A 13,242-nucleotide genomic window follows, 5' to 3' on the forward strand; every position below is an offset into this window, starting at 1 on the left:
AGCCGGAATGACCGGTCGTCCCCCCTGGGATGGCCGGCCCCCACGCTATGCGGCGCCTTCGAGGTCCACGCTCGCCCGGATCCGCCGGTGCCGGCCACCGCCTCCCCCACTTCGCGATGACCGGCACGGCACGAACTGCGTTCCCCCGAAGGACGCGATCGGTTATCTCGGTCTGACTTTATTGGCCGCGCCAGTTGCCGGTGGGCGCTTTCGGCAATCTGCGACGGCCATTTAGAGAATGCGCGATGCACTCCGCCGATAGCGGTGCGCGAGGGCGAACGCGATAAGGCGCTACAGGGACAACGGGCGCGGAATGTAGCCGAACGCGGTCGCCGGGACAGGAATGCCGCACTTGCGCGCCTGCTGGGCCCGGCTGATTTGCGTGGCACCTTCGAGCAGGTTGAGCGCCACCTGGACGACGTTGCGGTTTTCGCACTGCTGCAGGTAACTCCCCGCCACCCAGCTGTTGAAGGCCCCCATCGATGGGCCACACCAGATCTGGTAGTCCAGGACGCGATCGGCGTCGCCATCGATCGCCCACCGGCTCGACTTGCCGAGGTACCAACGGAACATCAGCCCCATCTGGTACTTCGGGTCGCGGGTCGCCAGCTCGAGCACCCCGGCATCCCGGTCCGCCCAGTACTGCCGTGTTTCCGACCAGACGTCGTCGACGGATTTGCCGAAGAACTTCTCCAGCTCGGCCCCGTGCTCATGCACGACGGCCGTCACGCTTGGGTAGCGCGAATACCACTCGTAGAGCTTCTTCGCGCGCGGGCCGAACATCGACCCGCGCTTGAGCACTTGCAGGTTCACGCCCATCTCGAACATGTCCGAGGCCGGCGCCATCATCACGTCGGCCACTCCGGCCTTGGCGAGCATCGCGCGCGCCTGCGGCGACAGCCCCGACTCGACGCACGACTGGTTGACCGACCCGGTGAGCACGTAGGCGGCGCCCATCGCGAAGGCACCGGCGATGGACTGGGGCGTACCGAGACCGCCGGCGGCGCCGACGCGCACCCGGAAGTCGTGGCGGTGCTGTTGGGCCAGCTGGTCGCGCAGCATCACGATTTCCGAGAAAAGCGCCGGTAGAGGCCGGTTGTCGGTGTGGCCGCCGCTGTCCGCCTCGACCGTGATGTCTTCGGCGACCGGCACGTGCCGCGCCAGCTCCGCTTCACGGGCCGTCAGCTTGCCCGCGGCCACCAGCGCGGACACCAAGGCGTCCGGCGCGGGTTGCATGAACAGGCGGGCGACCTCGGGGCGCGACACCTTCGCCATCACCTTGTTCTTGCGGACGATGGCGCCCGACGGATCAGTCGTCAGGCCCGACAGCGCGTAGTGCACCACCGCGGGGGTCAGCTTCATGAAGGCCGAGGCCTCGACGATCCTGACGCCCTTCTCGATGAACAGCTCGGCGACGCGCGCCTCGAGCGCAGCTTCGTTGGGCGAGTGGATCAGGTTCGCACCCCAGGCGAGTCCGGTGCGGCCCGCCAGCCGCGTCTGGATCTCGGCCAGCCCGCGTTCCACGCCGGCATACGACAGGCCGCCCGCGCCGAAGAAGCCCAGCATCCCAGCCTCGGCGACCGCCACCACCAGCTCCGGTGTGGCGATGCCGTTGGCCATCGCGCCGGTGACATAGGGGAAGCGCAGCCCGTGGGCCTCGCAGAACTCGCGGTCGCCCAGCCACTCCGGGTAGATCGGCGGCAGGGTTCCCACCAGCGAGACATCGGACTCGCCCGCTCCTACCAGCTCGCCGCCCATGGCCAGGCCCAGCTGCCCGGTGGATTCTTCGCGGACCACGTGAACCTGGTGCCGCGCATATTGCAGGAGGTGGGTGATGTCTTGCGAGGCGAAGGCCGGGGGCACGGTGCTCGGGCGCCACCCACCCAGAACCGGGCCCGCTTCAGCGCGTTGCCCCAGTAGGGCGGTAGGTCGCTCGTTCACTGCCAATTCCCCTCAAACGTCCGTGCTGACGGGTATTGCCTAGATGGCCGGATGCCTTTAACTGCAGAAATCCGACACGATTTTGTCACGAAGCGGCATCACGCGCGCCAAAACGAAATTACCGGTGCTCCCCTCTGCTATTTCGGCAGTTCGTCCGCTGACAACACGATTTGTCGGACCCCTCATCTACTATCGAACGTATGTTCGAGATAGTCGACCCGGGCGATCTGGTCGCGGAGATCCAGTCCACCCACCGGCAGGAGGCGGTGTTGGTGGCGCGGCGCATGGCCGCGGTCGCGGCACTGCTGCGGCATCGCGCCGCCGCGACCGAGCGGTCCGAGGACCGGCCGGGCTACGCGGTCATCGACGGGTTCGAGCAGACCGCGGCGGAGGTGGCCGCCGCGATGAACCTGTCGCCGGTGGCCGCGAGCTATTTGGTGTCCTACGCCGAGGCGCTGGATACCAGGCTGCCCAAGGTCGCGGCGCTGCTGGCCGAGGGCCGGACCGATTGGCGCACCGTCCGGTTGATCCTCAGCCGCACCGATCTGATCACCGATGAGGGATTGATCGCACAAGTCGATCGATCGCTGGCCTCCCGCATCGGCAGCTGGCACGGCTGGTCACGGCAGCGGATCGTCAACGCCGCCGACGCCGCGGTGCGGGCGGCCGATCCCGACGCCGCCCGCGAGCGACGCAACTGCGCCGAAAGCGATCGGTACATCGCGATCAGCGCCCGGGACAACGGAATGGCCGACATCTACGGAACTGTCGGGGCGACGGCCGCGACGGCATTCGATCGCCGGCTCTCGCAGCTCGCCGGGCAGGTGTGCGCGGCCGACCCGCGGACGATGGATCAGCGCCGCGCCGACGCGCTGGCCGCGCTGGCCCAGGGTTGCGGCCTGGCATGCCGCTGCGGTCAGCCGGACTGCGCCTTCAGTTCCGTTGACCCCGAACCTGATTCGGGCGGGGTACGCGTGGTGATCAACGTGGTCGCCAGTGAGCAGACCGTGTATTCCGACAGCGACCAGCCGGGCTACCTGGAGGGATACGGGGTCATCGACGCCGACCAGGTGCGTGAATTAGCCGCTGCCACAGCACAACTCGTCGCCGATCCGTTCACCAGCCCGGTCGAGGCGTTGCGCTACCAACCCTCGGCGGCGCTCGAGCGTGCCGTCCGTTGCCGGGATCTGACCTGCCGCTTCCCGGGATGCAGCCGCCCGGCGATGGTGTGCGACATCGACCACACCGTCCCGTTCGACCATCTCGATCCGGCGGCCGGTGGCCGGACGGTGGCGCAGAACCTCAAATGCCTTTGCCGCCAACATCATCGGCTCATGACTTTCCACGGCGGATGGCATGACACCCAACTCGCCGACGGCACGGTCATCTGGACCTCTCCCACCGGACGCACCTATCGAACGTTCCCGGCCGGTGCCGATCTCTTCCCGCAGCCGCGCGGGCCGGCCTGCGCGGCGCCGACTCCGATCAGAAGCGACCGGTCCAGGCAGCGACGCACCCGCATCAGCCAGGCCCGCATGCACAACCGGCGACAGACAGCGCGCAAAGAAGAGGTCGACGCGCGCATGTTCCGAAACCATATGCGCGACGTGCTGTTTGTGTTCAAGGGTGCGCCGAGCTCCAGCGCATTGTGCACCTGGGTCAACGAACCCCGCGAGGCCGAGGAACTACCCGCCGACTGGGTCCCCGACGAGCCGGCCGTCACGGCACTGCCCGACGACCCGCCGTTTTAGAAAACACTGCCAACTATGCTCCGGACATGGACGCCGAACTCGAGCGCTGGAAGCCGCGGGCCGATACTTCGACTACCTTGGATTCAGGGTGTTCTATCGCAGCGAAGGCTCCGGGCCGCCGCTACTACTGATCCACGGCTACCCGTTCAACACTTGGGATTGGGCCGCGATCTGGCCCACTCTTGTCGAGCAGTTCACCGTTATCGCACCCGACATGCTGGGCATGGGCTTTTCCGACAAGCCCACCGCCTACGAATACTCGGTGCCCGACCACGCCGATATGCACGAAGCCCTCCTCGCCCACCTAAGCGTGACCTCCTGCCATCTCTTGGCCCATGACATCGGTGACTCCGTCGGCCAGGAAATGCTTGCCCGGCACGAATTGGGCCAGCAGTCGTGCGGTCCGCTAAAGCTCCAATCGGTGACATGGCTCAACGGCGGATTGTTCAACGAGACATACCGGCCGCGGCTGGCACAGAAGGTATTGTCCCGAACTCCGCTGGGCGACTTGGCAAGTAAGCTGCCGAACATCCTGCTGTCACGGCGGGTTCTCGAACGCACGATCAACGAACTGTTCGGCCCGCACACGCAGCCGTCGCCGCGGATGCACGAGCTCTTCCACCAGATCATGGACGTCAACGACGGTAAGCGGGTGACCCACAAAGTCGGCCGGTTCGTCAACGATCGATATCTGTATCGCAACAGGTGGGTGCGGGCCATGCGCCAGACGAACGTTCCGATGCGGTTCATCGACGGCCCGGCCGATCCGAATTCTGGCAGGCATATGGCCGACCGTTATCGGCAGCTGATTCCCGATCCCGACGTGGTGATGCTGGGCGACGATATCGGGCACTGGCCCCAGATCGAGGCGCCCGACGCGGTACTGGCCGCGCTGCTCGAGCACATCGGCCGTGTCACGAAAGCTGTCTAGCGCAACCGTTCTGAACTAGCCTGACAGTTTTTCGCGCAGGCGGCGATTGACGGATTCCGGCAGCAGCTTGGAAACGTCGCCGCCCAGCGTCGCGACCTCCTTGGCCAACGACGACGACACGAACGAATACTGCGGGTCCGTCGCCACGAAGAACGTGTCGACGTTCGCGACGTGCTTGTTCATCTGCGCCATCTGCAGTTCGTATTCGAAGTCGGTGTCGGTGCGCAGCCCCTTGACGATCGCGGTCAGCCCGCGCGACGTCACGAAGTCCACCACCAGCCCCTGCCCGGCCTCCACCCGCAGGTTCGGCAGATGCTCGGTCGCCTCCTCGATCATCGCGATCCGCTCGTCGAGGTCGAACATGCCCTTCTTGGCGGGGTTGACCAGGATTGCCACCACCACCTCATCGAACTGGCCCGCGGCGCGTTCGAAGACATCGATGTGGCCCAACGTCACCGGGTCAAACGATCCGGGGCAAACCGCGCCGCTCATAAGCGATCAAGGTAGCAGGGCGGCTCAGTCAAATTCGGCCAGCTCCAGACGGGTGTCGCCGTAAGCGCGCTCCGGCCACGCGGTCCAGCCCTGCGGCCAGCGCAGCGGCGCGCTGCTGGCCGCGCGCTCCAGCACCGCGACGGCGCCCTCGCGCAACCAGCCATGGGCGCCCAGCGCGGCCACCACGTCTTCCAGCTCCTCGGTCGCGACGTCGTAGGGCGGATCGGCCAGCACCAGGTCCACCGCCGCCGGCGCCCCGCCCGCCAGCACGGCGGCCACGGCCCCACGGCGCAGCGTCGCCCCGGGCAGGCCCACGGATTCGATGTTGCGGGCGATGACGGCGGCGGTGCGCTGATCGGAGTCCAGCACCGCCAGCCCCGTCAGGTCCATTCGCGCGGTCACGATGTTGAACAGCGACTCGCGCACCCGATCGGTGGTCGGCCTGGTCCCGCGCGGCGGGACCGCGATGCGCCTGCCTCCGGCGACGCCGCCGATGATGCGGGTCAGCTGAGCACCACCAGCAGGTCGCCGCCCTCCACCTGCGCGGTGCTCGACACCGCCACCCGCTGCACCGCCGCGTCTTTGGGCGCGGTGATCGGGGCCTCCATCTTCATCGCCTCGATGGTCGCGATCGTCTGGCCCGCGCTCACCCGATCGCCCTCGGCGATCCCGACGGTGACCACGCCGGCGAACGGCGCGGCGATGTGATCGGGATTGCCGCGCTCGGCCTTCTCGGCGGTCGGGACCGAACTGGCGATGCTGCGGTCGCGCACCAGCACCGGCCGCAGCTGGCCGTTGATGATGCACATCACCGTTCGCATGCCCCGCTCGTCCGGCTCGGAGATGGCCTCCAGGCCGATCAGCAGATCGACCCCGCGCTCCAGTTCCACCGAATGCTCTTCGCCTTGGCGCAGGCCGTAGAAGAACTGGTTGGCCGACAGATGCGAGGTGTCGCCGTAGTTTACCCGATGCTCCTCGAATTCCTTTGTCGGGCCAGGGAATAGCAGCCGGTTCAGGGTCGCCTGACGCTTGGTGCCGTTCAGCGCCAGCGCGGCCTCATCCTCTGCGGTCAATTGCTGCGTCGGCTTGGCCGGCCCGCGGCCCTCCAGCGCCGCGGTGCGCAGCGGTTCGGGCCATCCGCCGGGCGGGTCGCCGAGCTCACCGCGCAGGAATCCGACCACCGACTCCGGGATGTCCAATCGCGAAGGCTCGGCGGCGAATTCGTCGGCGCTCACGCCCGCACCGACCAGGGCGAGCGCCAGGTCGCCGACCACCTTCGACGACGGGGTGACCTTGATCAGCCGGCCCAGCACCCGGTCGGAGCCGGCGTAGGCCTCCTCGATCTCTTCGAATCGATCGCCCAGCCCCAGCGCGATCGCCTGCTGGCGCAGGTTCGACAATTGGCCGCCGGGGATTTCGTGGTGGTACACCCGCCCGGTCGGCCCGGGCAGCCCGGACTCGAAGGGCGCGTACACCTTTCGCAGCGCCTCCCAGTACGGCTCGAGCGCGCATACCGCCGGCAGCGACAGCCCGGTGTCGTAATCGGTGTGCGCTGCCGCGGCGACGATCGAACTGAGCGCGGGCTGGCTGGTGGTCCCGGCCAACGGCGCCGACGCACCGTCGACGGCGTCGGCCCCGGCCTGCCACGCGGCCACGTAACTCGCCAGCTGGCCGCCCGGGGTGTCGTGGGTGTGCACGTGCACGGGCAGGTCGAACCGGCTGCGCAGCGCGGAGACCAGTTGGTGTGCCGCCGGTGGCCGCAGCAGCCCGGCCATGTCCTTGATGGCCAGCACGTGGGCGCCGGCCTCGACAATCTGCTCGGCCAGCTTCAGGTAGTAGTCCAGGGTGTACAGGCGCTCGCCCGGATCGGCCAGGTCGCCGGTGTAGCACATCGCGACTTCCGCTATGGCAGAGCCGGTTTCGCGGACGGCGTCGATCGCGGGCCGCATCGAGTCGAGATTGTTCAGCGCGTCGAAGATGCGGAAGATGTCGATCCCGGTGGACGTCGCCTCCTCCACGAACGCGGAGGTGACCAGCTCCGGGTACGGCGTGTAACCCACGGTGTTGCGGCCGCGCAGCAGCATCTGCAGGCAGATGTTGGGCATCGCCTCGCGCAGCGTGGCCAGCCGCTCCCAGGGGTCTTCCTTCAGAAACCGCAGCGCCACATCGTAAGTCGCGCCGCCCCAGCACTCGACCGACAGCAGCTGAGGCATCATCCGGGCGACATACGGCGCCACCCTGTTCAATCCGCTGGTGCGCAGCCGGGTCGCCAGCAGCGACTGGTGCGCGTCCCGGAACGTCGTGTCGGTGACGCCGACCGCCGGCGACTCGCGCAGCCAGCGTGCGAATCCCTCGGGCCCCAACTCGACCAGGCGCTGCTTGGAGCCGGCGGGCGGGTCGGCCTCCAGATCGATGTCGGGCAGCTTGTCGTGCGGGTACGCCGTCGAAACCCGCGCGCCGTGCGGCTGATTGACGGTGACGTCGGCCAGATAGGTGAGGATCTTGGTGCCGCGGTCGGCCGACGCGTGCGCGGTCAGCAGCTGGGGCCGCTCGTCGATGAACGACGTGGTAATGCGGCCGGCCTGGAAGTCGGGATCATCCAAAACCGCTTGCAGGAACGGAATATTCGTCGATACCCCGCGAATCCGGAACTCCGCCATCGCGCGCCGGGCCCGGGCCACCGCGGCCGGAAAGTCGCGGCCCCGACAGGTCAACTTGACCAGCATCGAGTCGAAGTGGGCGCTGATCTCGGCACCGAGGTTGGTGCTGCCGTCCAGGCGGATGCCCGCGCCACCGGGGCTGCGGTACGTGCTGATCCGCCCGGTATCGGGCCGGAACCCGTTGGCCGGATCCTCGGTGGTGATCCGGCACTGCAGCGCGGCGCCGCGCGGCGCAACGTTCTCCTGCCGCAAGCCCAGATCGTCGAGCGTCTCGCCCGACGCGATGCGCAGCTGGCTGGAGACCAGGTCGACGTCGGTGACCTCCTCGGTGACGGTGTGCTCCACCTGAATCCGCGGATTCATCTCGATGAAGACGTAATCGCCGTTCTCGTCGAGCAGGAATTCGACCGTGCCGGCGCAGGTGTAGTTGATGTGCTGCGCGAACTTCACCGCGTCGGCGCAGATCTTGTCCCGCAATTCGGGATCCAGGTTCGGCGCGGGCGCCAGCTCGACGACCTTTTGGTGGCGACGCTGCACGCTGCAGTCGCGCTCGTAGAGATGAATCACGTTGCCTTCGTTGTCGGCCAGGATCTGCACCTCGATGTGGCGGGGCTTGATCACCGCCTGCTCGAGATACACCGTCGGGTCGCCGAACGCCGACTCGGCCTCGCGACTGGCCGCCTCGATGGCTTCGGGCAGCCCGTCGATGTCGTTGACCCGCCGCATGCCGCGTCCGCCGCCGCCGGCAACCGCCTTGACGAACAACGGAAACCGCAGGTCGGCCTCCCCGGAATCCAAGGCCGCCACCAACTCCTCGACCGAGGACGACGGCTCCGACGAGCTGAGCACCGGCAATCCCGCGGCGCGGGCCGCCTCGATCGCGCGGGACTTATTTCCCGTCAGCTCAAGGACTTCGGCGCCGGGGCCGACGAACGTGATGCCGGCCGCCGCGCACGCCGCGGCCAGTTTGGGGTTTTCCGACAAGAACCCGTAGCCGGGGTAGATCGCGTCGGCGCCCGCGGTGCGCGCGGTCTCGACGATCTCGTCGATGGACAGGTAGGCGCGCACCGGGTGGCCCTCGTCGCCGATCTGATACGACTCGTCGGCCTTGAGCCGATGCTGCGAATTGCGGTCCTCGTAGGCGTAGACGGCGACCGTCCCGACACCGAGTTCATAGGCCGCGCGAAACGCGCGAATCGCGATCTCGCCCCGGTTGGCCACCAGCACTTTGGAGATCACCCTTGACTCCTTACAGAAGCGTCGACCAATAATCCCAGAACCGCACCATGATCAGCAGAAACACCGCGGTGAACCACAACGTTACGATCGACCAGCGCCATCCGAAAAGCACCCGCACCGCCGCACCCGAGCCCTGAAGCGACGGGCGCACCACGATCGAGGCAACCACGACCAACAGCGTGATGGTGACCGCCCAGACCACCATGCAATAGGGGCACAGCGCCCCGATCCGGTACAGGCTCTGGAAGATCAGCCAGTGCACGAACACGGTGCCGACCAGTACGCCCGCCCCCAGGCCGATCCAAAACCATTGCGGCAGATCAACTTTCGCGACGGCCAGCACACCGGCGACCACCACCACGGCGAAGCCGGCGATGCCCAGCAGCGGGTTGGGAAAGCTCAGCAGCGACGCCTGCGGGGTGACCATCACCGAGCCGCAGGACAGGATCGGGTTGATGTTGCACGACGGCACGTACCCCGGGTCGGCGAGGATGTCGATCTTCTCCACCGTCAACGTCATGGAGCAGAGCAGCCCGATCAGGCCTGCGATCAACACCCACCACGCGCTGAGCGCGGGCACCCGCTCGCGGGTCACCGGCGACGCCTCACGCAGCGCCAGGAGCGACGGCGGTGTCGATCCCGGGCACATCGCCCACGATGCTCTTGATCTTGGCGACGAACGCGTCAGGCGTCGACGGGTCGTAGTTCTCGCCGTTGATCTTGACCGTCGGGGTCGCGGTGATGTTCGCGGTCGACGCTTCACCGGTGACCTTGGAGAGGTACTTCCCGCTGTTGATGCAGTCGGGCATCTTGCCGACCACGCCTGCCTCGCGGGCGATTTCGATCAGCTTGGCGTTGTCGGGGAAGCTGCTGGCCCGCTCGTCGGGCTGCGTCCCGGCGCTGAACAGCGCGGTGTGGAAGCGACGGAACGCGTCGGTGGACTCGTCGGCGACGCACAGGGCTGCCGCGCCGGCCCGCGACGAGTAGTTCTGGTTCTTGCCGCTGTCGAGAATGGCCACCATCGAGTAGTCGGCCGCGATGGCGCCGGCGTCGATGAGCCGCGACACCGTCGGCCCGAAGGTGCGCTCGAAGTTGCCGCACGCCGGACACAGGAAGTCCTCGTAGAAGTTGACGACGGCCTTCGGGTTGTTGGTACCCGGCTGGGTGACCAGCTTGCTGGACGTCACCCGCACGGTGTCGCCCTGCCCCGAGGCTCCGCCCTTCTTGTCGTGGTGCTGCGTCACGATGTAGAAGACCAGCGCGACGGCGAAGATCACGATGAACGCGGTCCCGCCGATCTGAATGAGGCGGCCGGATTTGCCACCCGTGGACTTCAGGTCGAATCGTTCGGGACGTTTAGGTTTGTCGGCCACGCGCTTTAGATTACCGGCGCCCGTAGCCGGGCAGATCAGGCCCGGCTCAGGTGGGCCCGCAGGGCCGAGATCAGGTCGCTGGTTGCCATGGCGCTGTCGCCGCCGAGCGGGAACAGACTGGCGAAGCCGTGCGTCAGCGAGCCCATGTAGCGCAGGTCGACCGGCGTCCCGGCGGCCTGCAGCGCGGCGGCGTAGTGCTGGCCCTCGTCGCGCAGCGGGTCGAAACCGCCGACCGCGATCAGCGCGGGCGCCAGGTCGGCCAGCGACTCGGCCAGCGCCGGCGACACCCGCGGGTCGGTCGGGTCGATCCCGGACCCCTTCAGGTAGTGCGCGGCGAACAGGTCCATGTCCCGCTTGGTCAGCAGAAAGCCGTGCGCGAACAGGCTCAGCGACCGGGTCTGCGCGGTGAAGTCGGTCCGCGGGTAGAGAAGCCATTGCAGCACCGGGGTCGGGCCGCCCGCGTCGCGGGCCAACTGGGACACGACGGCGGCCAGGTTGCCGCCCGCGCTGTCGCCGCCGACCGCGACACGCCCGGAGGTCGCGCCGAGTTCGCGCGCGTTCTGGCACGCCCAGGTGAACGCGGCATAGGCATCCTCGATCGCCGCCGGCGCGGGGTGCTCGGGGGCCAGCCGGTAGTCGATCGACAGCACGTGGATTCCGGCGTCCCGACAGGTCAATCGGCACAGTGCGTCGCAGGACTCCAGGTCACCGATCGTCCAACCGCCGCCGTGATAGAAGACGAGCAAGTCGTCGGCGTCGCCGCTGGCCGGGCGGTAGTGCCGCGCCCGGATGTCACCGGCCGGACCGGGCAGCGTGAGGTCGTCCACGGCGACGTGGATCTGCGGACCCGCGAAACCCGTCAGCGAGTCGTGCATCTGGGCGCGCGAGGCGATCGGGTCACCGCCGGCGATCATCAGGCCGTCGATGCCGGCCAGCCGCAGGCCCGACAGCATCAGCTGCAGCGTCGGATCGAGCGTGTTGCCGTCGATGGCCACCGAGCGGATCCCGGACAGCGCCCGTTTGGCGGGCGCCGGGATCCACGGAATGACCTTGGGCCCGACGTTGGTGACGGCCCCCTGCAGGAGGCTGGCCCAGCGCGTCGGCCCGCGTGAAAGTCCGCGCTGCACATCCGGTGTGCCTGGCAGACTCGGTGTCATGGGCAGCCCCCTTGAAAAAAACGTAGTCACCCTGAATGACGGTAATGCGATCCCCACCGTCGGGCTCGGAGTCTTCAAGGTCCCGCCGGCGGACACCCAGCAGGCAGTGAGTGCCGCGCTGCGCGCCGGTTACCGGCATATCGACACCGCCGCGGCCTACCGAAACGAACGGGAGACCGGACGCGCGGTTGCCGAGTCCGACGTGCCGCGCGACCAACTTTACGTCGTCACCAAATTGGCCAACCCGGACCATGGCTACGACAGCACGCTGGCGGCGTTCGACGCGAGCATGGACCGGCTCGGACTCGACTACCTCGACCTCTATCTGATCCACTGGCCGCAGCCCGCGCTCGGCAAGTTCGTCGACACCTTCAAGGCCTTCTCGCACCTGCGTGACCAGGGCCGGATCCGGTCGATCGGGGTGAGCAATTTCGAGCCGGAGCACCTGACCGTGCTCGTCGACGCCATCGGCGTCGTACCGGCCGTCAACCAGATCGAGTTACACCCCCGATTCACCCAGGCCGAGCTGCGCGAGGTGCACGCGCAGCGCGGGATCGCGACCGAGGCGTGGGCGCCGCTGGGGCGTGGGGCGCTGCTGAATCACCCGGCGATCACCGCCGTCGCCGAGGGCCGCGGGCGGACACCCGCGCAGGTGTTGATCCGCTGGCATATTCAGCTCGGTAATATCGTGATCCCCAAGTCAGTGGACCCCAACCGGATTGCGAGCAACTTCGACGTGTTCGACTTCGAACTCAGCGCCAATGAAATGGCGTCGATCTCCTCGCTCGACGATGGAAGCCGACTTGGTCCGAATCCGCGAACTTTCAGTTTCACAGGCAGGTGAATGAGTTGACTGGCGAGTCGGGCACCGCCGTACCCTCGATAACCCTCAATGACGAAAACACGATCCCGGTCCTTGGCCTGGGTGTCGCGGATTTGTCGGAGGACGAGACCGAGCGTGCCGTAGCGGCAGCATTGGAAATCGGCGTTCGGCTGATCGACACGGCTTCGGCCTACGGAAACGAAGCGGCGGTGGGTCGAGCTATCGCGGCCTCGGGCATTCCGCGTGCCGAACTGTTCGTGACCACCAAACTGGCCACCGCCGACCAGGGGTTCGCCAAGGCCCCGGAAGCGTGCACCGCCAGCTTGGAGCGTCTGGGGCTGGACTACCTCGACCTCTATCTGGTGCACTGGCCGGCCGCGGCGCAGGGAACCTACGTGGACTCCTTCGGCGGGCTGCTGCAGGCCCGCAGCACCGGGCTCACGCGCTCGATCGGCGTCGCGAACTTCACCGAGGAATACCTGCAGATGGTCATCGACCTGACGTTCACCACGCCGGCGATCAACCAGATCGAGCTGCACCCCATGCTCAATCAGGGCGAGATGCGCAAGACGAACGCGCAGCACAACGTCCTGACGCAGTCCTACACGCCGCTGGCGCTGGGCAGGCTGCTGGACAACCCGACGATCACCTCGGTCGCCGCCGAGTACGGCAAGACTCCCGCGCAGGTGCTGTTGCGGTGGAACGTGCAACTCGGCAATGCGGTCGTCTTCCGGTCGGCCAATCCCGAACGGATCGCCAGCAACATCGACATCTTCGATTTCGAGCTGGCCGACGAGCACGTCGACGCGATCAACGCGCTCGACGACGGCACCCGCCTGCGCCCGGATCCCGAGACCTACGAGGGCGCGTAGCCA

Annotated in this window: 10 protein-coding genes and 1 pseudogene; 4 read left to right on the top strand and 7 right to left on the bottom strand. The window is 67.6% G+C overall.

The features are described from left to right. Nucleotides 1–291: 291 nt before the first annotated feature. The gene (locus MRAB57_RS27420; protein ID WP_216823765.1) at nucleotides 292–1,941 is read right to left on the bottom strand and encodes a PfaD family polyunsaturated fatty acid/polyketide biosynthesis protein; all 1,650 of its coding nucleotides are present in this window, start codon (nucleotides 1,939–1,941) and stop codon (nucleotides 292–294) included. Nucleotides 1,942–2,141: 200 nt separating this feature from the next. Between MRAB57_RS27420 and MRAB57_RS27425 the strand changes: the two genes are divergently transcribed. Continuing rightward, nucleotides 2,142–3,692 (top strand): HNH endonuclease signature motif containing protein, encoded by a 1,551-nt coding sequence (locus MRAB57_RS27425; RefSeq protein ID WP_077090139.1) that lies wholly within the window; start codon nucleotides 2,142–2,144, stop codon nucleotides 3,690–3,692. Between the two features lie 26 nt (nucleotides 3,693–3,718). Continuing rightward, a pseudogene (locus MRAB57_RS27430) lies at nucleotides 3,719–4,623 on the top strand (alpha/beta fold hydrolase). 15 nt (nucleotides 4,624–4,638) lie between these two features. Here the strand turns inward: MRAB57_RS27430 and coaD are convergent. The 6 genes from coaD to MRAB57_RS27460 are packed head-to-tail and all read right to left on the bottom strand — an operon-like array spanning nucleotide 4,639 to nucleotide 11,544. Continuing rightward, entirely contained in the window at nucleotides 4,639–5,115 is a 477-nt protein-coding gene (gene coaD / locus MRAB57_RS27435) for a pantetheine-phosphate adenylyltransferase (RefSeq protein ID WP_077090140.1), read from the bottom strand. Nucleotides 5,116–5,139: 24 nt separating this feature from the next. Then, nucleotides 5,140–5,622, bottom strand: coding sequence for an RsmD family RNA methyltransferase (locus MRAB57_RS27440; protein ID WP_077090909.1), 483 nt, complete (start codon nucleotides 5,620–5,622; stop codon nucleotides 5,140–5,142). Further along, on the bottom strand, nucleotides 5,619–9,014 hold the full coding sequence (locus MRAB57_RS27445) for a pyruvate carboxylase (protein ID WP_077090141.1): 3,396 nt from the start codon (nucleotides 9,012–9,014) through the stop codon (nucleotides 5,619–5,621). Before MRAB57_RS27445 ends, MRAB57_RS27440 begins: the two co-directional genes overlap by 4 nt. Nucleotides 9,015–9,024: 10 nt before the next feature. Then, entirely contained in the window at nucleotides 9,025–9,663 is a 639-nt protein-coding gene (locus tag MRAB57_RS27450; protein ID WP_083743550.1) for a vitamin K epoxide reductase family protein, read from the bottom strand. Beyond that, the gene (locus MRAB57_RS27455) at nucleotides 9,620–10,387 is read right to left on the bottom strand and encodes a DsbA family protein (RefSeq protein WP_077090142.1); all 768 of its coding nucleotides are present in this window, start codon (nucleotides 10,385–10,387) and stop codon (nucleotides 9,620–9,622) included. The genes MRAB57_RS27450 and MRAB57_RS27455 overlap by 44 nt, the downstream gene beginning before the upstream one ends. A 35-nt stretch (nucleotides 10,388–10,422) precedes the next feature. Next, nucleotides 10,423–11,544, bottom strand: a complete 1,122-nt coding sequence (locus MRAB57_RS27460) for an alpha/beta hydrolase (RefSeq protein ID WP_077090143.1) — start codon at nucleotides 11,542–11,544, stop codon at nucleotides 10,423–10,425. Here MRAB57_RS27460 and MRAB57_RS27465 point away from each other — a divergent pair. Beyond that, nucleotides 11,543–12,388 (top strand): aldo/keto reductase, encoded by an 846-nt coding sequence (locus tag MRAB57_RS27465; RefSeq protein WP_077090144.1) that lies wholly within the window; start codon nucleotides 11,543–11,545, stop codon nucleotides 12,386–12,388. The genes MRAB57_RS27460 and MRAB57_RS27465 overlap by 2 nt on opposite strands. A gap of 5 nt (nucleotides 12,389–12,393) precedes the next feature. After that, nucleotides 12,394–13,239, top strand: coding sequence for an aldo/keto reductase (locus MRAB57_RS27470; protein WP_077090911.1), 846 nt, complete (start codon nucleotides 12,394–12,396; stop codon nucleotides 13,237–13,239). Nucleotides 13,240–13,242: the final 3 nt, after the last annotated feature.

The sequence above is a fragment of the Mycobacterium rhizamassiliense genome (assembly GCF_900157375.1).
GTDB classification, from domain to species: Bacteria; Actinomycetota; Actinomycetes; order Mycobacteriales; family Mycobacteriaceae; genus Mycobacterium; species Mycobacterium rhizamassiliense.